We start from the raw sequence: 22941 nt of genomic DNA, 5'->3' as shown, positions 1-22941 counted from the left end.
CCAAGGTGGACACGCCGCGGAGGGGCAGCATCGCCCGCGCGGCGGCAGGCCTACAGCAGGCCGAAGTGCTCGAGCGCGGTCACCACGCCGTCGTCCTGCACGGGGTCGGTCACGTAGGCGGCGCGGGCCTTCACCCCGGGCATGGCGTTGCCCATCGCCACGAATGTCTCCACCGCGTCCGCCATGGGCAGGTCGTTCTCGGAATCGCCGAACGCGAACGTACCCTCCCGGCCGCGGCCCAGGCACTCGAGCGTCCGCCGCACGCCGTAGCCCTTATCGACACCCTTCGCCGTGAACTCCACGATACCCAGCCCCAGGTCGAAGAAGCTGAAATGCTCGTCGAAGAACGCCGGGTCGACGGCCTTGAGCGCCTCGAGGTCGCTCGCGTAGATGACGAACTTCGTGAAGTGCATGTCGGTCTTGGCGCGCAGCTCCTCGCGCGTGCGCACGATGAGGTCCGCCGCGCCCTCGCCGTAGATTGACTCCGCGGGGGCGTAGGCCACGTCCCCGCCCGTGGCCTCCAAAAGCACGGGGACGCCGCTCGCGTCGGAGCAGGCGGCGACGCGGTCCGTGAACGCGGGGTCGACCGCCTCGTCGAACAGGATCTCGTCGCCCAGCGACACGCAGGAGCCGGCGGAGGAGATGATGCCCGAGGGCTCGAGCGCGAGCAGCGAATCGGCCATGAGCGCGAGCGGACGGCCCGTGCAGATGAACGTCAGGTGCCCGCGTTCGCGCAGCTCGTGGAAGGCGCGCGCGACGCCATCCGACGGGCGCGCGTTCGCGACGGTCTCCTCGACGCTCACGCCCGGCTTGTGGTAGATGAGCGTGCCGTCCACGTCGAAGAACAGGATGCGGGGTGCCTCGCTCGCGTGCGATGTCATATGCGATGCCTTTCTCTCTCGTCAACAGGCAGTATTATGCCCAAGTCCACCGCGTTTCGCAGCGCGATAGGTACAATTGAGCCACCCGATCGACCACCAGGAAGGTGCATCATGGAATGCTACGCAAGCTGCCCGGCGTCATTCGAGCGCGCGCTCGCCACCGAGCTGCGCGGGCTCGGCGTGCCGCGCGTGCGGCCGCTCAAGGGGCGCGTCTCCTTCGAGGGGTCGGCGCGCGACGCGTACCGGGTGTGCCTGTGGTCGCGCCTCGCGAGCCGCGTCTACCTCGTGATCGGGCGCTTCTCCTGCGCCTCGGCCAACGACCTGTACGACGGCGCGTACGAGCTCCCCTGGCCGAGCATCCTGAAGGCCGGCGCGAGCCTGGCCATCTTCGCGCAGGGGACGAACGACGCGCTGCGCAACACCCGCTTCAGCGCGCTGCGCGTGAAGGACGCCATCGCGGACCGCATGCTCGCGGACACGGGTGCGCGGCCCGTCGTGGACACGCACGCCCCCGACGCGCGCCTCTCGCTCACCATCCGCGGCGGGCGCGCGAGCCTGGCGCTCGACCTCTCGGGCGAGCCGCTGTTCAAGCGCATCCCGCGCGGAGTGCTAGCTTGCGCGCCGTCCGGCGTGGACATCCTGCGGCCGGATTATGCGGCGCTCCTTCTGGCCGAGGTCGGCTGGCAGGCGGCGTGCCGGGGGGATGAAGCGCGGGCGGATGAGAAGGGCGCGGGAGCGGCGGTCGAAGCTGCGGGCGCAGATGAGGCCGCGGGGGCTGGCCGGATGTCGGAGGCCGCGGCAGTCGAGGCCGCGGGCGAAGGCGCGGTTCCGGAAACTGCAGCCGCGGCAGATGCCGAGCGACCCGGGCGGCAGCCCCTCCCCCGCCTCATCGACTTCGCCTGCGGCGAGGGCGGCGTGCTGCTCGAGGCAGCCGCCATGCTCGCGGGGCGCGCGCCCGGCGTCGCGCGGACCCGCTGGGGCTTCCAGGGCTGGGCGGGTCACGACCCGGCGCTCTGGCGCGGGCTCCTCGCCGAAGCCCGTTCCCAGGAGCGCGACGGCGCGGAGCTCGCCGGGCGCATCGTGGCCACCGACCTTGACGACCGTGCCCGCGCGGCAGCGAAACGCCTGGTGGAATCCGGTGGCTGGGATGCGGCCGTGACCTTCGCCGAACCCGACGCCACGGCGCTGCGCGACGCCGCGCACGCCGCCCTCGCGAAGGGGCGCGGGGCAGGCGCCGGACGCGGCGGGCGGCACGGCGCGGGCGGCCTCTTCATCGTCGGCGACACCACGCCGGTCGCGCCCGCCACGGCGGCGGCCGCCATCCGCCTCGCACGCGAGCTCACGGGCGCCGCCGCGCACGGCCACCGCAGGGCACAGGCACCCCTCGTCTGCCTCGCCCGCAGCGAGGGGTCGCTCCGCGTGCTCGGCGCCGCTACCGAGACCCTGCACGTGGAGCTCGGTACCGACGCGCTCGCCCTCGCGGTGTTCACCGACGCCGCGGGCGCCGCGAACGCCACAAACCACGAAGGCGCGGCCGCCCCCGCGCAGCCCTCCGCCCCCGCGCCGCGCCCCGCCGCCACGGTCGACGTGGGCGACGGCAAGCCCATCCCGCTCATCATCCCGGAATCCGAGCAGTTCGCGCGCCGCCTCATCAAGGTCGCCCGCCTGCGCCGCCGCTGGGCGAAGCGCGCGGGCGTCACCTGCTACCGCGTGTACGACGCCGACCTGCCGGATTATTCCGCCGCCATCGACCTGTACGAGGGCGCCGACCGCACGCCCGGCCGCTGGCTCGTCGTGGCCGAATACGCCGCGCCGCGCACCGTCGACCCCGAGCGCGCGCAGAACCGCCTGCTCGACATGCTCGCCATCGCACCGCGCGTCCTCGACGTGCCGCCCGAGCACGTCCATGTGAAGACGCGCCAGCGCTCGCGCGGCGGCTCGCAGTACGGCCTCCAGGCGTCCTCGAACGCGCGCGGGCACGCGGGCGCGGAGCCCGTCCTCATCGAGGAGGGCGGCCTCACGTTCGCCGTCGAGTTCGGCGAGCGCCTCGACACGGGCATCTTCCTCGACCATCGCCTCGTGCGCGGGCTCGTGCGCGAGCACGCCCGGGGCGCGCGCAGCTTCCTCAACCTCTTCGCCTACACGGGCACCGCGACCTGCTACGCGGCGGACGGCGGCGCGGCGCAGACGTGCACCGTGGACCTTTCGAACACCTACCTCGACTGGGCCGAGGAGAACATGCGCCTTAACGGGTTCGACGGGCGCGCGCACCGGTTCGTCCGCGCGGACGTCCTGGCCTGGGTGCGCGAGCAGCTGCGCCGCGGCGAGCGGTGGGACCTCATCTTCTGCGACCCGCCGACGTTCTCGAACTCCGCGCGCATGGGCGAGCGCACCTGGGACGTCCAGCGCGACCACGTCGAGCTGCTGAGCGACCTCGCGGGCCTGCTCGCGCCGGGCGGCGAGGCGATCTTCTCGTGCAACCTCCGCAGCTTCAAGCCGGATGTCGAGGCGCTCGAACGCGCGGGCGTACACCTCGAGGACATCACCGAGGCGTCCATCCCCGAGGACTTCCAGCGCAACAAGCGCATCCACCACTGCTACCTCGTCACCTCAACTACCCGCTGATGGGTCATTTGGGGACGTGTTCCTTTCAACCCATTTTGGGGCGCGGGAGAGAAGATGGGTTGGTTGGGGACGTGTTCCTTTCAACCCCCTGTTTGGTGCACCGGACAAAAATGGGTTGAAAGGAACACGTCCCCAACCAACCCATCTCGCAGCGGGGGACGCATATCGCTATAATGTCCGGACAGCGGCATACGCTGCCGAAAACCGCTCGCAAGGAGTTCAACGCAATGGACAAGCAGACCAGGGACGCTGAGCCGGATCACCCATCGAAGACCGATGGGGTCGCGGCACCCGGATCCACCGGAAGCATCTCGCTCAAGCGCTCAAAGAAGACGGCCGCCGGCGTGCGGCACGAGCGCAAGACCATCCGCCCGCCGAAGACCATCAAGGGGGCGGAGCACCCCAAGGCGCACACCATCCCCATCAGCCTCGGCGCCATGCTCGTCACCATCGGCGTGGTGTACGGCGACATCGGAACCTCGCCGATGTACGTCACCAAGGCGCTCCTCGCCGGCAACGGCGGCATCGGGAGCGTCACGCAGGAGTTCGTCCTCGGCTCGCTCTCGCTCGTCATCTGGACGGTGACGCTGCTCACCACGGTGAAGTACGTGCTCATCTCCCTCAAGGCCGACAACAGCGGCGAGGGCGGCATCTTCGCGCTCTACAGCATCGTGCGCCGCTTCGGCCGCTGGCTCATCATCCCCGCCATGCTCGGCGGATCGGCGCTGCTGGCCGACGGCGTGCTCACCCCCGCCGTCACCATCACCACGGCGGTCGAAGGCCTGCGCACCATCCCGCAGATGCACGCGCTCATCGGCGACAACCAGACGAACGTCGTCATCATCACGCTCGTCATCGTCTGCATCCTCTTCGCGGTGCAGCGCGCGGGCACGTCGAAGATCGGCCGCGCGTTCGGCCCGGTCATGACGTTCTGGTTCCTGTTCCTGGGCGGCGTGGGCCTCGTCTCGATGCTCTTCGCCCCGCAGGTGCTGCTCGCCATCAACCCCGTCTACGGCATCCGCTTCCTGTTCTCGCCCCACAACCACGCGGGCATCATGATCCTGGGCAGCTGCTTCCTCGCCACAACCGGCGCCGAGGCGCTCTACTCCGACATGGGCCACGTGGGCAAGGGCAACATCTACGCCACCTGGCCGTTCGTGAAGGTGTGCCTCATCCTGAACTACCTCGGCCAGGGCGCGTGGCTCCTCGCCAACCAGGGCAACTCCGCCCTTGTGGGCATCGAGGACCTCAACCCCTTCTTCCAGATGCTCCCCGACATGATGCGCCCCTTCGGCGTGGTGCTCTCCACGCTCGCGGCCATCATCGCGTCGCAGGCGCTCATCACCGGCGCGTTCTCGCTCGTCTCCGAGGCGAGCCGCCTCGACCTCATGCCGCACCTCCAGGTGTTCTACCCCTCCGAGACGAAGGGCCAGCTCTACATCCCGCTCGTGAACAAGGTCATGTGGGTGGGCTGCATCGTCGTGGTGCTGCTGTTCCAGAGCTCCGCGCACATGGAGGCGGCGTACGGCCTGGCCATCACCATCACCATGCTCTGCACGACGGTGCTGCTCTTCATCTACCTGCATAGCGTGCGCAAGCTCAAGGTCTTCCCGTACGTGTTCGTGGTGTTCTTCGTGATGCTCGAGGGCTTCTTCTTCGGCTCGTCGCTCACGAAGTTCTTCCATGGCGGCTACTTCACCATCCTGCTCGCCGCGCTCATCATGAGCGTCATGCTGTGCTGGTACGCCGGCACCGCCGTCGAGCGCCGCCAGGCCACGCTGCTGCCCGTGCGCAACTACATCGACCAGCTCGCCCGCCTGCGCGACGACAACACCTACGACCTCGTGGCGGACAACCTCGTCTACCTCACGAACGGCACGAACACCGACTACCTCGACCGCGACATCCTCTACTCCATCCTGGACAAGCACCCCAAGCGCGCCCGCGCGTGGTGGTTCGTGAACGTCGAGGTCATGGACGACCCGCACACGTTCGCGTATTCGGTCGAGAACTTCGGGACGGACTACATCTTCCGCGTGCACATCTTCCTGGGTTACAAGGTGAACCAGCGCGTCAACGCGTTCCTCCGCCAGATCGTGCAGGACCTCTCCGCGTCGGGCGAGCTGCCGCCGCAGAAGCGCGATTACTCCGTGTACAAGCGGCCGAGCACCATCGGCTCGTTCCAGTTCTGCATGCTGCGCAAGACGCTCGCGCCCGAGAGCGACATCGACAGCCGCGAGCGCACGGCGATCGCGCTGAAGTACGCCATCCGCAGCTTCGCCGGGTCGCCCGCGCAGTGGTTCGGCCTGGAGAACTCGAGCGTGTTCGTGGAGTACGTGCCGCTGTTCACCAAGTTCAAGAGCGTCTCCAAGCTCACGCGCATCGCTCCGAACGAGCGGCCGTAGCGGAGGAGAGCGAGGGTCGCGGGCGCGTCGCGGCGCGCACCGACCTTGCCTCCGCGCCCGCCCCAGAGCGCACCCCATACGCCCCGTGCACCCCAGCACGTTTTGGCCGGGATTTCCGGCGAAACGTACCCGGGGAGCACGGGGCGTTCGCACAGGCCGTGCATTTTCTGCGCGGCGGATGCATTTACCAGCAAAACGGGGGCGTGTCGATAGAATCTCGACAATCGCGGAGTATCATGGGCAGTCGCTTATGTCAGCAGTCCGTGAAGCGCTCGTAAAGCCTTTGCATCCGGCGCTTCCTCCGTCATACGTGAAGGGGCTCCCATGCTCGTAGCCATCATCTCGTTCGTCGCCGCCATCGCGAACGTCATCCTCGCCGCGCGCGAGATCCGCACCTGGCGCGCGACCGCCCAGACCGCTAGCGCAGCTGCCGAGGCGGCGGCCGAAGCAGGCGAGGCGGCAACCACTCAGGCTGGCGCGACCGAGGCCTCAGACGCAGCCGCGACCCCTGCGCCCACCCCCGCCCCCGCGCGCGTGCCCTTCCGCGCGAGCGGCATCGCGTGGGCGATCGCCTTCCTCGCCATCCAGCTGTTCATCGGCGTGTGGGGCGCGCTCGGCCTCGTGCAGGACGAGCCCGTCGCCCCCATCATCATGAACGCGGTGCTCATCGGCTGCACGCACCTCGTGCTCGCCCGCCCGCGCCTGCGCGACCGCTTCCTGGCCACCTTCGAGCCCGGCGGCCGCTGGCCGCACCCGCAGGCGGCGTGCGCGCTCACCATGGTCGCCGCCGGCATCTTCACCACGCTCGCGCTCGAGCTCCCCAGCAACCACAACCTGCTGTGGATGTACCCGCTGTGCCTGCTGCTCGAGGTGTTCCTCATCACCGCCCTCGTCGCCGGCGCGTTCTACCTGTTCCAGCGTCGCGGCGGCGCGGCGGCCGTCGTCTCGTTCATCTTCTTCGCCATCGGCATCGCGGAGTACTTCGTCATCACCTTCAAGTCGCAGCCCATCCAGCCCGGCGACCTCACCGCCATCGCCACGGCGGCGGCCGTGGGCGGCGGCTACATCTTCAGCATCACCTCGTACTGCCTCTACGGCATCGTCGCGCTCGCCCTCGCCATGCTCGCGAGCGCCTACGCCGCGCTGTTCCGCCCCGCCCGCGGCGAGCGCACGCGCAAGCAGGTGCTCATCAACCTGCTCGTGGGCGTGCTCTGCCTGGGCGGCGTCATCGGGCACACCATGTTCATCGACTACTACAACTTCCTGCACATCCAGGTCTACACCTGGCGCCCGCTCGAGAGCTACTACCGCATGGGCTTCATCCCCTCGTTCATCTCGAGCGCGCAGACCATCCAGCCGCGCGAGCCGAAGGGCTACTCCAAGAGCGGAGCCGAGGACCTCATCGACTCCTACGCCAGCGAGTACGACGAGGGCGCGGGCGCGACCGAGGAGCGCGCGGCCGCGTCGGCCCAGTTCGACAGCGAGCAGCCATCCGTCATCGTGGTCATGAACGAGACGTTCTCCGACCTCTCGTGCTACCAGAACCTCCACGCCGACTACGAGGGCCCCGAGTTCTTCAACAGCATCGACGACGCGGTGCAGCGCGGCGACCTGTACGTCTCGGCCTACGGCGGCGGCACCTGCAACACCGAGTTCGAGATGCTCACGGGCAACTCCATGGCCTACCTGGGCAACGGCGTCTACCCGTACACCATCTACAACCTCACGCACGCCGAGAACCTCGCCCAGCAGTTCAGCGACCTGGGCTACGACACCACGGCCATGCACCCCAACCACGCCACGAACTGGAACCGCGAGAACGTCTACCGCGACTTCGGGTTCGACGAGTTCCTCTCCATCGAGGACTTCGAGGGCGCCGACACCCTGCGCGGCATGGTGACCGACGCCGAGACGTACGACAAGATCATCGAGCTCCTCGAGACCAACGAGGACCCGCAGTTCATCTTCGACGTGACCATGCAGAACCACTCGGGCTACGACACGGGGCTCGTCCCCTACGACATGCGCACGGACTACCTCATCGACGGCACGTACGACCCCGAGGTCAACGAGTACCTGGCGCTCATCGAGCAGTCCGACGAGGCGCTCGAGGACTTCCTCGCCCAGCTCGAGCAGATCGACCGCCCCGTCGTGGTCGTGTTCTTCGGAGACCACCAGCCGTTCTTCCCGTCCGACTTCAACGACGAGTGGTTCCAGGACGAGGACGACGCCACCCATAGCGAGCGCCTGTACCACACGCAGTACGTGATCTGGGCGAACTACGACATCGACGGCCGCTCGCAGGAGAGCGACGAGGTCGACATCTCCACGAACTACCTGGGCGCCGAGCTCATGGACCTCATCGGCGCGCCGCTGTCCGACTACCAGAAGGCGCAGCTCGCCCTGCGCGCGAATCTGCCGGCCATCAACATGATCGGCTACCAGGACCGCGCGGGCGTGTGGCACCTCTCCGACGCCGCGGTGAACAAGAACGCCGGCGACGCGTTCAAGGCGGCTGCCAAGGCGCGCGAGGACCTCGCGAAGATGCAGTACCTCAAACTCTTCGACCACGGCGACGGCGTCTACACCAAGACGCTCCAGGGCGCGGCGAACGAGACCAACCCCAACCTCGCTCCCGGCACGACGAAAATCAAGTAGCAGGGGCCAGAAGCAGGGTCAAGTAGCAGGGATTCCCATGGCGGGCGCTCGCGTGACGGGCGCCCGTTTTTCATGACGTGCGGCGACCCGTCAGGAAAATGATAAAAACCAGACAGGCTGGAATTTATCACTCTGGGGCTGGATGATAAAAACCAGACAGGCTGGAATTTATCATTTTTGGGTCGCGTTGCCGCGCAGGCGGGCGGTGATGCGGTCGAGCACCTCGGCGGGGACGCCCGCGTAGCCCTCCAGGTAGTCGCGGGCGGAGCCGTAGCGCGCGTGCAGGTGCTCGACGGTGCGCTCGATCTCGTCGGCATGCGCGGCGAAGAGGCTCTTCGGCACCCGCTTGCGCAGGACGACCGTCGCGAGCGTGCGCTGCAGCCACATGCTCGGCGTCATGACGGTGCCCGTCGCCTCGTAATCCTGCACGATGTCCTCGTCCGACACCCCCGCGAGCCCCAGCAACAGCATGGAGATCACGCCGGCGCGGTCCTTGCCCGCGCGGCAGTGGAAGAGCGCGCAGCCGGGCTCCTCGCCCAGGTCGAGCGCCTCGAACACGCGCCGGAAGCTCGCCGCGTCGTCGTCCAGCAGCTCGCGGTACACGTCGAACATGCACACCGGGATCTGCCCGCGCATGCCCGTCGAGTTGAGCTGGTCGAGCATGGGGATGTGGATGTATTCGGCCCACGCGTGGCCGGGTTTGGAGAAGGGATCCGGCCAGATGCGCGTCTCGAACGAGCTGCGCACATCGATGACGCGGCGCAGGCCGTACTGCCTGAGGGCGTCGAAGCCCGCGCGCCGCAGGCCGCCGAGCGTCCCGCTGCGCAGGAACGCGCCATATGCCGTGCGACCGCGCGCGCCATCTTCGGTTGTATAGGGGTAGCCACCGAGGTCGCGCACGTTCCGCGCACCACGCAACTTCAGCCTGATGAGCTCGTCCAGTTCAGGCACCTCCGATCGAGTTGCTCACTATGTATCCTACCGTTTACACGGGCGTGACACGGCGAGCATTCAGTAAGGGTTGCATCAGGGCATATTAGTGTGCGAGGGGCGCGGGCGGATGAACGCCTCGCGGCCGTGCCGCAGCCTGCGAGCGCGCGACCCGTCTGCCACCCCGCAGCCAGCCGGGCGCGACGTCCACCGTGCCCCGTCCACCGCGCCCGCCCCCACCTCGTTGCCACACGCGCCCGGTATAATGGGGTGCCAGCGAAACCGCACGTTCCACGTCTCGAGGAGGCGTTTGTCACCTATGACCCAAACCGACCGCACCGACACCCCCGCCCTGCCGCCCGTCACCCTGGGCGCGCTCGCCCGCGTGCTCACCGCCGCGGGCCTCGACGCCACGGCGAGCGAACCCGACGCGCCCGTCCGCGGCATGACCGTCGACTCGCGCGAGATCGAGCCGGGCAACCTCTTCGTGTGCAAGGGCGCGGCGTTCAAGCCGGCGTTCCTCGCGAGCGCCGTCGAGCGCGGGGCAGGCGCCTACCTCTGCGACGCGAGCAAGCTCGACGAGCTCGCGGGCGCGGTGCCCGGCACGCCCCACCTCGCCGTCTCCGACGTGCGCCGCGCGATGGCGCTCGTCGCGCCCGAGGTCTACGCGCACCCCGAGCGCAAGCTCCGCATCGTGGGCATCACCGGCACCAAGGGCAAGTCCACCACCGCCTACATGCTCAAATCCATCCTCGATGCGGCGGATATGACCCCCTCCATCCTGGGATCCATCGAGACGGACGACGGCGTCGAACACTTCGAAAGCCACAACACCACGCCCGAGGCGCCCGAGCTCTGGCGCCACCTGCGCAACTCCGTCGACGCCGGCCGCGACATCATGGTTATGGAGGTCTCGAGCCAGGGGCTCAAGTACGACCGCGTGCTGGGGCTACCGCTCGACATCGCCGTGTTCCTGAACATCGGCCGCGACCACATCTCCGGTATCGAGCACCCTAATTTCGAGGACTATTTCTCCAGCAAGCTGCGCATCTTCGAGCAGTGCGACACCGCCGTGGTGAACCTGGGCAGCGAGCACGCCGAGCGCATCCTCGACGCGGCCGAGCGGGCGCGGCGCGTCATCACACTCAGCGCGCACGCGGATGTGCCTGCCACGTACCAAGCGCGCGCGATCGCCCCGACGCCCACCGGCTGCGCCTTCGAGCTCGTCCGCAGCGACGCCCCGGGTGAGGCCACCGCGCCGGTCGCGCCCATCGAGCTCGGCATCCCCGGCCTCTTCAACGTCGAGAACGCACTCGCGGCCATCGCCTGCGCGCAGCTGCTCGGCGCCCCCGATGACGCCATCGCGCGCGGCCTCGCCCACCTGCGCGTCCCGGGGCGCATGGAGGTCGTCGCCTCGCGTGACCGCCGCGTGATCGCCATCATCGACTACGCGCACAACGAGCTCTCCTACCAGGCGCTCTTCTCGTCCATGCGGAGCGAGTACCCCGACCGTCGCATCATCGCCGTGTTCGGCGCGCCCGGCGACAAGGCCGTCGAGCGGCGCGAGGCCCTGCCGCGCGTGGCCGGCCAGTACGCCGACCTGCTCATCTACACGGAGGAGGATCCCGCGCACGAGCGCGTCGAGGACATCTGCGCCGAGCTCGCCGCGCACACGCCCGCGGGCGTCGCGCACCGCATCATCTGCGACCGCGAGCAGGCGGTCGAGGCAGCCATCCGCGATGCGTACGAGCACGACGGCGAGAGCCTGGTGCTCCTGCTGGCCAAGGGCGACGAGACCCGCCAGCACCGCGGCGACGAGTACCCCGAGGTCAAGAGCGACCTCGCCCTCGCGCGCGAGCTCATCGACTAAGGCCCAGCCGCTAACGCGGGGGTGACGGCGCGGTCGTGCGGTGCCGTCAAGGCCGCGCAACCCGGCTTTTCATGACAACGGGGAGACGTCGCCGTCTCCCCGCTCCAAGTTGTATGCACATATGCGCGAATAACGCGCGCTCCGCATGCGTGGCGCCGGTCTACTGCGCGCTGGAACCGGCCGCGTCCCCGGCGGCCTGCCCCTCGCCCGCGGCCTTCGCGGCCTTCTTCGCGGCGGCAGCCTTCCGCGCGGCCTCGACGCGCGCCTGCTGCTCGGGCGTGAGCTCGCGCTTCGGCTTCGCGGCACCGGCAGCCGCACCCGCGCCCGCAGCGGCGCCCTTCGCCGCGCCCGCCGCCTTCGCGGGCTTCGCCGGCATATCCTTGTGCAGCGTGACGGTCGTGAGCTCCGTCGTGGGCTCGGTGGGCCACAGCCCCATGCTCAGGCAGTTCTTCGGGCACTCGTGCGTGCAGCTCGCGCACTGGATGCAGCGGTAGGGGTCGATCGTCCAGTCGCCCGCCTTGCGGTCCACGGCGATGGCGCCCACCGGGCACACCCGCTGGCACATCCCGCACAGGATGCACGTGTCGATGTCGTTCACCACGTGCCCGCGCATCTGCGGGAAGAGCTTCTCCACATCGCGCTTCTCGTACGGGTAGCACACCGTCGCCGGCTTGTGCACGAGCGAGCGCAGCGTCATCTTTCCCAGTTTGAAGGTTCCCATTCCCGCCTACCTTTCCGTGCAGCTGATGCACGGGTCGATGGTGAGGATGATCATGGGCACGTCCGCGAGGTCCACACCCTGCAGCGCCCTCACCAAGCCGCCGAGGTTCTGCGAGGTCGGCGTGCGCAGGCGGAAGCGGTCGAGGTACTTCGTGCCGTTGCCGCGCACGTAGTAGAACGCCTCGCCGCGCGGCTGCTCGATGAGCACGTGGCTCTGCCCCTCGGGCACGACCTTCGCCTTGGGCTTCCCGCCGATGCCGTCGCTCGGCATCTTGGCCACGAGCTCCTTGATGATGTCGATGGCCTGCGGGATCTCCGCGCAGCGCACCTTGCAGCGCGCGTAGCAGTCGCACTCGTTGGAGATGATGGGCTCGAAGTGCTCGAGGTCGCCGTAGGCGCCGTACCCCGTCGTGCGCATGTCGTGCTCCACGCCGGAGCCCTTCGCGAACGGCCCCACCATGGAGAGCTCGAGCGCGTCCTCGAACGAGATGTAGCCCACGCCGCACAGGCGGTTCTTCACCGTGACGTCGTTGAGCATGGTGTCCACGATCTCGTTGTAGTCGCGCTTGAGCCCGTCGAGCTTGTCGCAGATGGCGCGCAGCTCGGAGTCCTCGATGTCGTGTGCCATGCCGCCCACGATCATGATCGAGAGGATCACGCGGCCGCCGCAGGTGCGCTGGAAGATGTCAAGGATGGTTTCGCGCAGGCGCCAGCAGTGGTTGAAGAGCGCCTCGAAGCCGAACGCGTCGGCCAAAAGCCCCAGCCACAGCAGGTGGGAGTGGATGCGCGAGAGCTCCTCGAGAATGGTGCGCAGGTACTCCACGCGGCGCGGCATCTCGAGGCCTAGCAGCTTCTCGGCGGCGCTCACGTAGCCCCAGCCGTGGCCGACGCTGCAGATGCCGCAGGTGCGCTCCGCGACGTAGACGAACTGGTTGAAGTCGCGCTTCTCGACGAGCTTCTCCAGACCGCGGTGCACGAAGCCGATCTGCGGGATGGCCTCGATGACGTGCTCATCCTGGACGACGAGGTCCAGGTGCACCGGCTCCGGCAACACGGGGTGCTGCGGGCCGAAGGGGATGACCGAACGGGTCGCCATGCCTACTCACCATCCTTTGCAACGGCCTTGGCCGCGCGGGCAGCGAGCGCCGCCCGAACCTTCGCCGCCTTCTCGGGGTCCATCGCGGCGAGCTTCGCCTCCATCTTGGCGGCGCGGTCGTCCGCGGCGTCGCCGGACGCGGGCGCCGCAGCAGCCGGGGTCGCGCCCGTCGCCGTCGCAGCCGGAGTCGCACCCGCCGTCGCCGCGCCCGCCGCCGGATCCGCCTTGTCCGCGACCGCGCCGGCACGCGCGCCCGCAGCCTCGGCCGCGGCCTTCTCGCCGGCAGCCGCATCCGCCTCAGCTGCCTGCGCGGCCTCGGCTGCCTTGCGCGCCTTCGCGGCGGCAGCGGCCTTCTGCTTCGCGAGCTTCTCGCGCTCCGCCTTCATCTCGGGGGAGATGATCGTCATGGGCTCGTCGGTGGCCACGTTGAAGAAGTTCCCGCCGAAGTCGAGCTGCATGTTGATGAACTTCACGCCGTAGAGGTCGTGCGTCTCGTTCTCGTAGCTGAACGCCGCGAAGTAGAGCCCCTGGATCGAGGGCACCTCGGAGTCGTGGTCGATGCCGTAGACGCACAGGTTCAGCGCGTTGTCGCAGGTCTCGTCGTAGAACGTGTACAGCAGGTCGATGCCGGCCTCCGTGGTCTCGGCGCACATCTGCACGAACCGCAGGCCCTCGTGCTTCAGGGTCTGCACGCGGCACAGCAGCTCGCCCAGGGGAATCTCGACGAATTCGGTCGTGTACATCCTGCCTCCTACCGCTTGTTCCCGGCGAGCTTGGCCGCCTTCTCGTCGAGGATCTCGACGGCCTTCAGCACGGCGTCGATGATGGTCTCCGGCCGCACCGCGCAGCCCGGCGCGTACACGTCCACGGGGATGGCCTTGTCCACGCCGCCGATCACGTTGTACGCGTCGCGGAACACGCCGCCCGTGCACGCGCAGATCCCGCACGCCACCACGACCTTCGGCTCCATCATCTGATCGTAGATGTGCTTCACCACGTTCATGTTCTGGTGGTTCACCGCGCCCGTGACCAGGAAGATGTCGGCGTGCTTGGGATTGCCGGTGTTGATGATGCCGAACCGCTCGAGGTCGTAGAGCGGCGTGAGCGAATCGAGCACCTCGATGTCGCAGCCGTTGCAGCTCGACCCATCATAGTGGATGAGCCACGGCGATTTGGAAGAGTACCCCATACGCGCTCCTTAGATGAACGGGGTGACGAGCATGTAGAACAGGTTCACGACGCCCACCACGAGCGCCACGAGCCACGCGGACTTGAGCCCGAACTGCCACTTGGTGCGGGCACTGTTGTTGTCGATGAACACCTCGAGGAACCACACCACGGCCACCGCGACGAGCGCGACGACGATCGAGATGGGGTTGTCCCAGATGAAGAACATGCCCGTCCACATGAGGAAGAGCACCGTTTCGCACCAGTGCATGATCTCCACCTTGGCGAGCGTGCGGCCCTCCATCTCGGTGGTGATGCCCTTGACGAGCTCCTGGTGCGCATGGTGGCTGTAGGAGTAGTCGAACGGGCTCTTGCGCAGCTTGATGGTGAGGATGAACAGCAGCCCCAGGAAGATGGGGACGAGCTGGATGATGATGGGCGCGTCGAGCCCGAGCAGCGCCGCCACGTCGAACGACTGCGTGGCCGCGAAGAAACCCACGGTCATGATGAGGAGCATGGGCTCGTAGGACATCACCTGCAGGCACTCGCGGTCCGCGCCGGTGTCGGCGAAGGGGCTGCGCGCGGAGTACGCGGCGATGATCACGAAGAGCGTGGCGAGCGTCACCAAAAACACGCACATGAGCAGGTTGGAACCCGAGATGAACATGCCGCCGGCCAGGATGCAGAAGATGATGGCGCAGGTGATGTACGCCTCGTCCACGGCGTTCACGCTCGCCTGCTCCTTGGCAAGGAGCTTGCGCACGTCGTAGTAGGGCTGCAGCAGCCGCGGGCCCACGCGGCCCTGCATGTGCGCGCTCACCTTGCGGTCGAGGCCGTCGAGCAGGCAGCCGAGCACCGGCGCCACCACGGCGAAGACCACGATGCCCAGCAACAGCCCCGGCAGCCCCGGGCCCACCAGGCGCGGGATGCGCTCGATGTAGAAGGTACCGCCCGTGAGCACCTCTGGGCTGAAGATGAAGCTCGCGGCGAACGCCATGAGGATCACCGCGCTGCACACGATGATGCCCACGGCGGTGACCGTCTTCTCGGGGAAGATGTCCGTCATGTACCAGTTGCGCTTGACGGAGGTCATGGTGCGGCCCATGGAGCCGTGGAACCGGCGGCTATCCGGGTCGGTGCAGGTACCGCCCAGGTAGACCTCGACGCGGCGCTTCTTGCTGGCGCGCCCCCACGGCGTGAGGAACACGATGGCGATGAACGCGACGATGACCGCCATGATGAGCATGTTGTCCACGCCCAGGAACTGCGGGTTGCTGCCGAAGACGCGCTCGAGGTACGGCGACACCACGCCGAGCGAGATGACCGGCAGCCCCACGCAGCACCCGAGCATGAGCACCGCGATGAAGCCGATGGCGAACCACTCGGTCTTGTGCACGCCGGCCTCGACGTTGTCGGCCTTCTGCGCCACGCCGGCGAGCTTGCCGAGCCACTTCGCCCAGTAGAAGAACGTCGCGGCCGAGCCGAAGGCCAGCAGGATGAGGAAGACCACGTTGCCCGTCTCCGCGAACGACACGAGCGTCGCCCACTTGGAGATGAGCATGCCGAACGGCGCGACCACCATGCCCAGGATGCCGAGCATCATGAAGCGCGTGAGGCGCGGCAGGCGGCTGAAGAGGCCGTCCATGTCCTCGATGTTGCGGCTGCCGATGCGATGCTCCACCGTGCCCACGCACAGGAAGAGGATCGACTTCGACACCGTGTGGAAGATGATGAGGAAGATGCCCGCCCACGCGGCCTCGGCGATGCCCACGCCGGCGCAGGCCGAGATGAGGCCCAGGTTGGCGATGGTCGAGTAGGCCAGGACGCGCTTGGCGTTGCTCTGGGTGATGGCCATGAAGCTGCAGAGCACGAACGTGATGCCGCCCACCATGACCACCATGGCCGACGCCGCCGGGAACACCAGGTACACCGGGGCGAGCTTCATGAGCAAAAACACGCCTGCCTTGACCATCGTGGAGGAGTGCAGCAGCGCGCTCGTGGGCGTGGGCGCGACCATGGCACCCAGCAGCCAACGGTGGAACGGCATCTGCGCCGCCTTGGTGAGGCCCGCGATGGAGAGCAGCAGGATGGGGATGATGAGGTACTGCGCCTCGCCGCTCTGGGCCACCTCGACGAGCCCGCCGATGGAGAGCGGGATGTGCACGAGGTGGATGAGGATGAGCGCGATGTGGAACGCCAGGCCGCCCACCATGTTGAGGTTGATCTGCAGGATGGCGCTCTTGCGCGCCTCGGGCGTGCGCGTGTAGCCGATCATGAGGAACGAGCACACGGTGGTGATCTCCCAGCCGGCCACGAGCCAGTCCATGTTGTCCGAGATCACGATGATGAACATGCCCGAGAGGAAGAGGAACATGAGGGCGATGAACTGGTGCCGGCGGTCGGGCGCGTGCTCGCCGCGCTTCTCGGCCTCCGCCTCCTCGTGGTGCTGGAAGTCCTTCATGTAGCCGAGGGCGTAGATGCAGATGGCGCTGCCCACGAGTCCCACGATGAGGATCATGATGATCGAGAGGTTGTCGATGTAGAGGGGCTCGGCCATGATGTCCTCGGGCGCGATGGCCATGGACGCGCACCAGATGGACGCGATGAACTGCACGATGGCCAGCACGAGCATGGCGAGGTTGCGGTAGCGGAGCGCGTACGAGAGCACCAGGCCGCAGAGGAAGAGGTCGACCGCCGCGGAGAGGATGTTCCCGGCGAACGAGAAGTCGTAGGGCACCGCGAAGCTCGTCGGGGCGTTCATGAACTGGACGGCGCAGACGACGCTCGCCGCGCCGATGATCGCCGCCGACCCGATGACGATGGGGTCGCGCGCGGAATCGGTGCGGAACATCATGAGCGCTACGGCTACAAGCAGCGGAAACGCAACCAGAAACCCAAGAGTCGCCACGGAAACACCTCTTCGGTCGAAGCTTGTACACAGACTTTTATATGATATATCGGCCAGCGTTCCGAGATAAGTGCATATCGGGGCGAATTTCATCTGTAATGCGGCACGGGCGCGGGCGACGGGCGTTCACGAGCGGCGAGCACGGCGGCGCGGCGCGCCCGTTTGCAGCATCCGCCCCCCATGCATAGCAAAGGGGCCGACCGCGCTGCGGCCGACCCCTCTCACGATCACGTATGCGCTGCCCCGCGCCTTACGCCCGCGCGTCCTCGACGATCTTGGCCACCGTGGCCTGCAGCTCGGACAGCTGCTCTTCGCTGGGGATCCACTGCTGGGCGATGACCGGGCACGCCATGTTGAACTTCATGTTCTCCATCTCGGCGTACACCTGCTTGGGGCCGAGCGGCGCCCACCCGTAGCTGCCGAACGCGATGCCGATGCGCTGGTCGTTCTTCGGCGAGAGGCCACGCAGGTAGGTGAGGAAGCTCGCCATGGGCGGCATCATGTTGGAGTTGAGCGTGGGCGAGCCGCACGCCACGTAGCGCGCGTCGCACAAGTAGAGCATGATGTCGGAGATGTGCGTGTGCTTCACGTCGATGAGCTGCGCCGTCACGCCCTCCTTGATGAACGCGTCGCAGATCTCGCGCGCCATCATCTCGGTGGAGTGCCACATTGAGTCGAACACCACCACGGCCTTCTCCTCGGTCTGGTACGTGCTCCAGGCCTGGTACTTCTCGAGGATCTCGGGGATGTGGCTGCGCCAGATCACGCCGTGCGACGGGGCGATGAGGCGTATGTCCAGGCCGGCGAGGGCCGCCATGGCCTTCTGCACCTGCGCGCCGTACGGCCACACGATGTTCGCGTAGTACTTCTTGGCCTGCTTGTAGACCTCGCACAGGTCGTTCTCGTCATCGAAGCGCTTCGTGGTGGCGAAGTGCTGGCCGAAGGCGTCGTTCGAGAAGAGGATGCCGTCCTCGGGGCACCAGGTGACCATGTTGTCCGGCCAGTGCACCATGGGGGTCTGCACGAAGTGGAGCGTGCGCTCGCCGATGCAGATGGAGTCGCCGGTCTTCACGCCCTCGGCCTCGATGCCGTAGTGGGCGCGGATCTCGTTCACGCCGGCCGGCGCGCTCGCGACGATGCGCGCGTTCGGGGCGAGGCGGTGGATCGCGGGGAGGCTGCCCGAGTGGTCCATCTCGACGTGGTTGGTCACGACGAGCTCGATCTTGGCGGGGTCGACCACCTGCGAGATGCGCTGGACGAACTCGTCGGTGAAGGTCGACTTGGCCGTGTCGATGAGGGTGATGGTCTCATCCATGATGAGGTAGGCGTTGTAGGTGATACCACGCTCGGTGGTGTATCCGTGGAAGTGGCGCTCGCTCCAATCGAGGCCGCCCACCCACCAGACCTTCGGTGAGATCTCGATCGCGTTAAGCATGGGAGTCCTTTCCGTCGCGGCGCATCGCGGTACAGCCCGCTTTCCGTGCGCCCCTCCTTGTTGCGGCACATGATAGCACGTGCAGCGTATGCCGGCTGCATGATACCCATTTTGTGGCATTTCTTGACAGGTAGGGCGGGGCGGGGGGCTGCGGGCGCGAACGGCGCTCGACGGGGTGCGCGGCAGTGCCAGCGCGACGGGGTGCGAGCCGAGCTGCTCAGGGCTAGGCGTCCGCGCGCGGCTTCCGACCACGGCGATGCACCGCGAGCGCGTCGACGCCGCCCGCCTTGTACGCCCGGCACCAGGCCTTGACGGTCGACTCGCTCGCGACGTGGTACTTCGTCATGACCTCGCGGATCGACCGGCCGCGCTCGAGGTGGTCGCGCACAGCCGCGCGCTTCGTGTCCGCGTCGTATACCAGGCGGGAAGCCCCCGCGCGGAGCACCGCATCGGCTCCGCCCGCCGCGTACGCATGCGACCACTGCCGCGCCGTGGCCTCGGGGACTCCCAGCTCGCGCGCGATGCGCCTGCGGCCGGCACCTGCTTCGAGCAGCTCGATCGCGCGCGAGCGCACCGTCTCGTCATATCGCATCGCCGCATCACCGCCCCGGGGTCGCAACCGCCCCGAAGCGCACCGGGGCGGGCATGTCGCCCCATGGTAGCACGCAGCGGGCGCCCCGCGCCGCGCCCACCGCACCCCGAACAGGCCCCGCCGGCCTTCCCAAGCGCACCCGCAGCGCCCAGGTCGCAAACTCATTCCAGTTGTGTGTATATCTTTTTACGTAGCGCACCCTGACAGCCGTCGCGCCTCACTGCGACCTGCGGTTTTCACACGCCGCAACACGCCTGTCGCGGCACCGCCCCAAAAGATACACACACAACTGGAACGAACTTCGCACACGGCGGTCGCGGCGGGTCAAAACGCGGATCGAACCCCGCCGCCCGCGTCCCGCGCCCGCGCCTACACCTCGTACTGCGGCAGGTCCTGCAGCGCGATGACCTCGAGCCCGTCCGCGCCCCCGCGCCGCGACGCCTCGAGCGCCTCGAGCGCGGCCACGAAGGCGTTCGCGGCCGAGAGCGCGGTGATGCACGTCACCCCGCGGCGCACCGCCTCCGTGCGCAGGTGGTACCCGTCTCCGCGCGATTCCTGGCCGAACGGCGTGTTGATCATGAACGCGATTTCGCCGCCCGCCACCATGTCGCCGATGTTCGGGTGCGCCTCGCTGATCTTGCGCACCACCTCGCACGGCACGTTGCCGCCCGCGAGCACGCGCGCCGTGCCCTCGGTGGAGCAGATCTGGAACCCCAGGTAGCGCAGGATGCGCGCAAGCGAGAGGATGTTGCGCTTGTCGCGGTCGTTCACCGAGATGAACACCTTGCCGGACTCCGGCGTGGGTAGCTCGTAGCTGATGGCGAGCTGCGTCTTCGCGTACGCCTCCGGGTAGCTCTTCGCGATGCCCATGACCTCGCCCGTGGACTTCATCTCCGGCCCCAGCACCACGTCCGCGCCGGGGAAGCGGCCCCAGGGCATGACGGCCTCCTTCATGCAGAACCAGTCGAGGCGCCGGTCGTCGGCGGGCAGCGCCAGGTCCTGGATGCGCTCGCCCGCCATGATGCGCGCGGCGCACTTCGCGAGCGGCACGCCCGTGGCCTTCGAGATGAACGGCACCGTGCGGCTCGCGCGCGGGTTCGCCTCGATCACGTAGACGGTATCGCCCTGGATGGCGTACTGCACGTTCACCAGTCCGCGCACGGAGAGCGCGAGCGCGATGCGCTTGGTGGTCTCGCGCAGCCGGCGCACGAGCGCGGCCGAGAAGCTGAACGGCGGGATGCACGTCGCGGAGTCGCCGGAGTGGATGCCCGCCTCCTCGATGTGCTCCAGGATGCCGCCGATGTAAACCTCCTCGCCGTCGCAGAGCGCGTCGACGTCGCATTCGATGGCGCCCTCCAGGAAGCGGTCGAGGTAGACGGGGTAATCGGGCGAGATGCGCACGGCCTCGGCCATGTAGGTGCGCAGGTGCTCCTCGTCGTAGGCGATCGTCATGCCACGGCCGCCCAGCACGTAGCTCGGCCGCACGAGCAGCGGGAACCCGATCCGCGCCGCGACGCGCTCGGCCTCCTCGAAGCTCCGCGCCTCGCCCGCCGCCGGGTAGAGGATCCCCAGGTCGTCGAGGACGGCGCTGAACCGCTCGCGGTCCTCGGCCAGGTCGATCGCGTCGGGCTGGGTGCCCAGGATGGGCACGCCCGCCTGCTCGAAGGCGCGCGCGAGCTTGAGCGGCGTCTGCCCGCCGAGCGTGACGATCACGCCGTCCGGCCGCTCCACGTCCACGATGTCCATGACGTCCTCGTAGGTGAGCGGCTCGAAGTACAGGCGATCGCTCGTGTCGTAGTCCGTGGAGACGGTCTCGGGGTTGCAGTTGACCATGATGGTCTCGAACCCGCGCGCCTCGAGCGCGTAGCTCGCGTGCACGCAGCAGTAGTCGAACTCGATGCCCTGGCCGATGCGGTTGGGGCCGGCGCCCAAGATCATGACCTTCGGCTTGTCGGCGGGCGTCACCTCGCTCGCCGCCTCGGGCACGGCGCCGCCGGGCGTGCGCACGCGCGCCTCGTAGGTCTTGTAGTGGTACTCCGTGGTGCTCGCGAACTCGGCGGCGCACGTGTCGACCGTCTTCATGACGGGCAGCACCCCCAGGCCGTGGCGGTAGGCGCGCACGAACCGCTCGTCGCTGCCCGTGAGCTGCGCGATCTCCGCGTCGCTCGCCCCGTACTGCTTGAGGAGCAGCATGGCGTCGGCGTCGATGTCCTCCACGCGCAGGCCGCGGATGCACGCGCGCACGGCCACCATGTCGCGCAGGCGCTCCACGAACCACGGGTCGCTGCCCGAGAGCGCGTGGACGCGCGCCGTGTCCCAGCCGCGCCGCAGCGCCTCGACCACCGCGAAGACGCGGTCCTCGGTGGGCGTCGCCACGCGCGCGGCGAGCGCCTCGTCATCGAGGGCGGAGAGGTCCTCGCCGCCGGAGAGGAGCCCCGTGCGCCCGTCCTCGAGCGAGCGCACCGCCTTGCCGAACGCCTCCTCGAACGTGCGGCCGATGGCCATGATCTCGCCCACGGCCTTCATGCGCGTGGAGAGCGTCGCGTCCGCGCCCTTGAACTTCTCGAACGCGAAGCGCGGCACCTTGACCACGCAGTAGTCGATGGCCGGCTCGAAGCACGCGGGCGTGGCGCGCGTGATGTCGTTCACGATCTCGTCGAGCGTGTAGCCCACGGCAAGGCGCGCCGCCGCCTTCGCGATGGGGAAGCCCGTCGCCTTCGACGCGAGCGCCGAGGAGCGCGACACGCGCGGGTTCATCTCGATCACCACGAGGCGGCCGTTTTCGGGGTTCACCGCGAACTGCACGTTCGAACCGCCGGTCTCGACGCCGATCTTCTCCAGGATGGCGAGCGAGGCCACGCGCATGCGCTGGTACTCCAGGTCGGAGAGCGTCTGCGCGGGCGCCACGGTGATGGAGTCGCCCGTGTGCACGCCCATGGGGTCGAGGTTCTCGATGGAGCACACGATGATGCCATTGCCGGCGCGGTCGCGCATGACCTCCATCTCGTATTCCTTCCAGCCCTCGATGCTCTCCTCCACGAGCACCTCGTGCGCGGGACTCAGCTCGAGGCCCTGCCGGACGATCTCGGTGAGCTCGCGCTCGTCGTGCGCGATGCCACCGCCCGCGCCGCCCAGGGTGAAGCTCGGGCGCAGCACGCAGGGGTAGCCCACCTCGCCGGCGATGCGCAGCGCGTCCTCGATGGAGTAGGCGTACCCGGAGCGCGCCACCTCGAGGCCGATCTCGGTCATGGCCTCGTTGAAGAGCTTGCGGTCCTCGCCGCGCTCGATGGCCGCGAGGTCGCAGCCAATCATTTCCACGCCGTGACGCTCGAGCACGCCGCGCTTGGCGAGCTCCACCGCGGCGTTCAAGCCGGTCTGGCCGCCGAGCGTGGGCAGCAGCGCGTCGGGGTGCTCGCGCTCGATCACAGACTCGATGAACTCTGGGGTCACCGGCTCCACGTAGGTGCGGTCGGCCAAGCCGGGGTCGGTCATGATGGTGGCCGGGTTCGAGTTCACGAGGACGACCTCGTACCCCTCCTCCTTCAGCACCTTGCAGGCCTGCGCGCCGGAATAGTCGAACTCGCACGCCTGGCCGATGACGATGGGACCGGACCCGATGACGAGGATGCGCTTGATATCGGTACGCTTGGGCAT

At 68.2% G+C, this 22941-nt stretch carries 14 protein-coding genes; 4 read left to right on the top strand and 10 right to left on the bottom strand.

What is annotated here, in order from left to right:
- Nucleotides 1–50: 50 nt before the first annotated feature.
- On the bottom strand, nucleotides 51–881 hold the full coding sequence (locus B5G02_RS01300) for an HAD-IIB family hydrolase (RefSeq protein ID WP_019240173.1): 831 nt from the start codon (nucleotides 879–881) through the stop codon (nucleotides 51–53).
- A gap of 111 nt (nucleotides 882–992) precedes the next feature.
- On the opposite strand from B5G02_RS01300, the gene rlmKL reads away from it, so the two are divergent.
- From rlmKL to B5G02_RS01285, 3 genes are all read left to right on the top strand, one after another.
- A complete protein-coding gene (gene rlmKL, locus B5G02_RS01295) occupies nucleotides 993–3506 on the top strand; it encodes a bifunctional 23S rRNA (guanine(2069)-N(7))-methyltransferase RlmK/23S rRNA (guanine(2445)-N(2))-methyltransferase RlmL (RefSeq protein ID WP_094334874.1) in 2514 nt (837 codons plus the stop codon).
- A 227-nt stretch (nucleotides 3507–3733) separates the two neighbouring features.
- The gene (locus tag B5G02_RS01290; RefSeq protein WP_094334873.1) at nucleotides 3734–5911 is read left to right on the top strand and encodes a KUP/HAK/KT family potassium transporter; all 2178 of its coding nucleotides are present in this window, start codon (nucleotides 3734–3736) and stop codon (nucleotides 5909–5911) included.
- A 324-nt stretch (nucleotides 5912–6235) separates the two neighbouring features.
- On the top strand, nucleotides 6236–8569 hold the full coding sequence (locus tag B5G02_RS01285) for an LTA synthase family protein (RefSeq protein WP_094334872.1): 2334 nt from the start codon (nucleotides 6236–6238) through the stop codon (nucleotides 8567–8569).
- 171 nt (nucleotides 8570–8740) lie between these two features.
- Here the strand turns inward: B5G02_RS01285 and B5G02_RS01280 are convergent, their stop codons facing one another.
- Nucleotides 8741–9520, bottom strand: a complete 780-nt coding sequence (locus B5G02_RS01280) for a tyrosine-protein phosphatase (protein WP_094334871.1) — start codon at nucleotides 9518–9520, stop codon at nucleotides 8741–8743.
- 298 nt (nucleotides 9521–9818) lie between these two features.
- Between B5G02_RS01280 and B5G02_RS01275 the strand changes: the two genes are divergently transcribed.
- Nucleotides 9819–11369, top strand: a complete 1551-nt coding sequence (locus B5G02_RS01275; RefSeq protein WP_094334870.1) for a Mur ligase family protein — start codon at nucleotides 9819–9821, stop codon at nucleotides 11367–11369.
- A 160-nt stretch (nucleotides 11370–11529) separates the two neighbouring features.
- Here the strand turns inward: B5G02_RS01275 and B5G02_RS01270 are convergent, their stop codons facing one another.
- The 8 genes from B5G02_RS01270 to carB form a co-directional block, all read right to left on the bottom strand.
- On the bottom strand, nucleotides 11530–12090 hold the full coding sequence (locus tag B5G02_RS01270; RefSeq protein ID WP_094334869.1) for a 4Fe-4S dicluster domain-containing protein: 561 nt from the start codon (nucleotides 12088–12090) through the stop codon (nucleotides 11530–11532).
- Nucleotides 12091–12096: 6 nt separating this feature from the next.
- On the bottom strand, nucleotides 12097–13185 hold the full coding sequence (locus tag B5G02_RS01265) for a nickel-dependent hydrogenase large subunit (protein WP_094334868.1): 1089 nt from the start codon (nucleotides 13183–13185) through the stop codon (nucleotides 12097–12099).
- Nucleotides 13186–13187: 2 nt separating this feature from the next.
- Entirely contained in the window at nucleotides 13188–13928 is a 741-nt protein-coding gene (locus tag B5G02_RS01260) for an NADH-quinone oxidoreductase subunit C (RefSeq protein WP_094334867.1), read from the bottom strand.
- A gap of 8 nt (nucleotides 13929–13936) precedes the next feature.
- Nucleotides 13937–14374: an NADH-quinone oxidoreductase subunit B family protein gene (locus tag B5G02_RS01255; protein ID WP_019240162.1), complete on the bottom strand. Its 438-nt coding sequence runs from the start codon at nucleotides 14372–14374 to the stop codon at nucleotides 13937–13939.
- A gap of 9 nt (nucleotides 14375–14383) precedes the next feature.
- On the bottom strand, nucleotides 14384–17260 hold the full coding sequence (locus tag B5G02_RS01250) for a proton-conducting transporter membrane subunit (RefSeq protein WP_241146112.1): 2877 nt from the start codon (nucleotides 17258–17260) through the stop codon (nucleotides 14384–14386).
- 250 nt (nucleotides 17261–17510) lie between these two features.
- Complete coding sequence (locus B5G02_RS01245) at nucleotides 17511–18695, bottom strand: FprA family A-type flavoprotein (RefSeq protein WP_094334865.1); 1185 nt, start codon at nucleotides 18693–18695, stop codon at nucleotides 17511–17513.
- Nucleotides 18696–18918: 223 nt separating this feature from the next.
- A complete protein-coding gene (locus B5G02_RS01240; protein WP_162609740.1) occupies nucleotides 18919–19287 on the bottom strand; it encodes a helix-turn-helix domain-containing protein in 369 nt (122 codons plus the stop codon).
- 369 nt (nucleotides 19288–19656) lie between these two features.
- Nucleotides 19657–22941, bottom strand: coding sequence for a carbamoyl-phosphate synthase large subunit (gene carB / locus B5G02_RS01235; protein ID WP_094334863.1), 3285 nt, complete (start codon nucleotides 22939–22941; stop codon nucleotides 19657–19659).

This window comes from [Collinsella] massiliensis, from assembly GCF_002161605.1.
Classification (GTDB): Bacteria; Actinomycetota; Coriobacteriia; order Coriobacteriales; family Coriobacteriaceae; genus Enorma.
The sequence above is the reverse complement of the archived record's forward strand: the minus strand, read 5'-3'. Positions and strand labels throughout refer to the sequence as shown.

Bases quoted from the DNA above. Each gene is read 5' to 3' on its own strand.
- B5G02_RS01300 (WP_019240173.1), bottom strand. From the start codon at position 881: ATGACATCGCACGCGAGCGAGGCACCCCGCATCCTGTTCTTCGACGTG.
- B5G02_RS01260 (WP_094334867.1), bottom strand. From the start codon at position 13,928: ATGTACACGACCGAATTCGTCGAGATTCCCCTGGGCGAGCTGCTGTGC.
- rlmKL (WP_094334874.1), top strand. From the start codon at position 993: ATGGAATGCTACGCAAGCTGCCCGGCGTCATTCGAGCGCGCGCTCGCC.
- B5G02_RS01275 (WP_094334870.1), top strand. From the start codon at position 9,819: ATGACCCAAACCGACCGCACCGACACCCCCGCCCTGCCGCCCGTCACC.
- B5G02_RS01285 (WP_094334872.1), top strand. From the start codon at position 6,236: ATGCTCGTAGCCATCATCTCGTTCGTCGCCGCCATCGCGAACGTCATC.
- carB (WP_094334863.1), bottom strand. From the start codon at position 22,941: ATGCCCAAGCGTACCGATATCAAGCGCATCCTCGTCATCGGGTCCGGT.
- B5G02_RS01265 (WP_094334868.1), bottom strand. From the start codon at position 13,185: ATGGCGACCCGTTCGGTCATCCCCTTCGGCCCGCAGCACCCCGTGTTG.
- B5G02_RS01290 (WP_094334873.1), top strand. From the start codon at position 3,734: ATGGACAAGCAGACCAGGGACGCTGAGCCGGATCACCCATCGAAGACC.
- B5G02_RS01270 (WP_094334869.1), bottom strand. From the start codon at position 12,090: ATGGGAACCTTCAAACTGGGAAAGATGACGCTGCGCTCGCTCGTGCAC.
- B5G02_RS01255 (WP_019240162.1), bottom strand. From the start codon at position 14,374: ATGGGGTACTCTTCCAAATCGCCGTGGCTCATCCACTATGATGGGTCG.
- B5G02_RS01240 (WP_162609740.1), bottom strand. From the start codon at position 19,287: ATGCGATATGACGAGACGGTGCGCTCGCGCGCGATCGAGCTGCTCGAA.
- B5G02_RS01245 (WP_094334865.1), bottom strand. From the start codon at position 18,695: ATGCTTAACGCGATCGAGATCTCACCGAAGGTCTGGTGGGTGGGCGGC.